General features: G+C 71.8%; 2 protein-coding genes. Both read right to left on the minus strand.

The genetic code is table 11. The features are described from left to right. The coding region (locus DSP71_RS00565; RefSeq protein WP_147251147.1) for a cupin domain-containing protein at positions 1–185 on the minus strand (185 nt) is incomplete at its 3' end. After that, on the minus strand, positions 182–1,435 hold a 1,254-nt coding region (locus tag DSP71_RS00570; protein WP_258546187.1), incomplete at its 5' end, for an amidohydrolase family protein. The genes DSP71_RS00565 and DSP71_RS00570, both read right to left, overlap by 4 nt.

The following is a 1,435-nucleotide window of genomic DNA, read 5'->3' on the forward strand; positions in this document are numbered from 1 at the left end:
CTGGTCACGACGTGCCACTCACTCCGTTCCGACGGCAGCAGCAGGTAGTGGATGCAGGTGGCCGCCGGGCGCGGACCGTTCGGCGTCTCGACGGGAAGCGGGCTCGTCCAGGTGCGACGGAACCAGCCGCCCTCGGGGTGCGGGGCGAGGTCGAGCCGTTCGGCGGTCGCGGGGCGCTGTGTCATGCGGGTGCTCCGGTTTCGGGGAAGGAGTCGACGGCGTAGCGGACCTCGCCGGAGATGATGGTGGCGGCCGTGCGGCCCGCCCCGTGCTCGACGAGTTCGACCACGGCATCGGGGCCTGACGGGACGCCGAAGAACGTGAGGTCGGCGAGTGCCCCCACCGCGAGGTACCCGGTGCGGTCGGGACCGACGTCGATGCCCATGGCGTGCGCCCCTCCGAGGGTGGCCGCACCCAGCAGGCGGGCGTGCAGGTCGCGGTCGGTGTACCCCTGCGAGCGGGCGATGCGCGCGAGCTCGGCCACATCGGCCAGCACATCGAGCGAGGGGCTCGACGACAACGAGTCGGTGCCGACGGCGATCGGGCTGCCCTCGCGCAGGTACGCGGCGATCGGGGGTTCCTCGAGCCCGATGACGGCGTTCGATCGCGGGCACAGCGCCACGGTGGTGCGGCGCTCCCGGAGGATGGCACGGTCCCTGGCGCTCATGTACACGCCGTGCGCGATGTGGCAGTCCGGTCCGAGCACGCCGAGCTGATCGACGAACTCGGTGGCGCTGGTGCCGAATCCGGCCTTGCGCAGCTCCTGGAAGCTCGCGAGCCCCGCCGTGTGCCAGGCCTGCGGGTGCTCGTGCGCGAACTCGCTCTCGAAAGCAGCCTCGCCGAGGTGGATGTGGATGCGTCCGCCGCGCTCGCGCACGATGTCGGGGATCTCCAGCAGCGGCTCGATGTCGAGCGAGTAGGGAGCGTGGGGTGAGAGGCCCGTCCCCGGCGGCGTCGGCAGCGCGTCGAGCGCCTGCTCCACCTGCTCGCGCCCGGTGCGAGCCCAGTCGGCGTTGGTCCAGCTCATCACCTCCCAGTAGGTGATGCCGTGCAGGCAGGCGTCGTGCAATGCGGTCGCTGCCGCCCTGTCGGTCACGACATCCGCAACGGCCGTCGTGCCGAAACGCAGTGCCTGTGCGGCACCGTCGGCCGCGTCCACCGCCCAGTCGCGCCCACCTTCGTAGACCGGATCGAACGCGCGCACCCAGTCGTCGAAGCCGTCGTACTGCCCGCGCCCGACCGAGGCCATGCCCGTGTATTGCAGGTGGGTGTGCGCGTTCACGAGACCGGGGGTGAGCACGCCGTGCCAGTGCACCTCCTCCGCCTCGATCCCGCGTTCCGAGAGCGACCGCAGCACCCACTCGCGTTCGCCCACGTGCATGATCCGTCCGTCGCGCACGGCGACCGCACCGTCGACGATCGGCGGGGCGGTGAT

The sequence above is a fragment of the Microbacterium sp. H6 genome (assembly GCF_003314775.1).
GTDB classification, from domain to species: Bacteria; Actinomycetota; Actinomycetes; order Actinomycetales; family Microbacteriaceae; genus Microbacterium; species Microbacterium oxydans.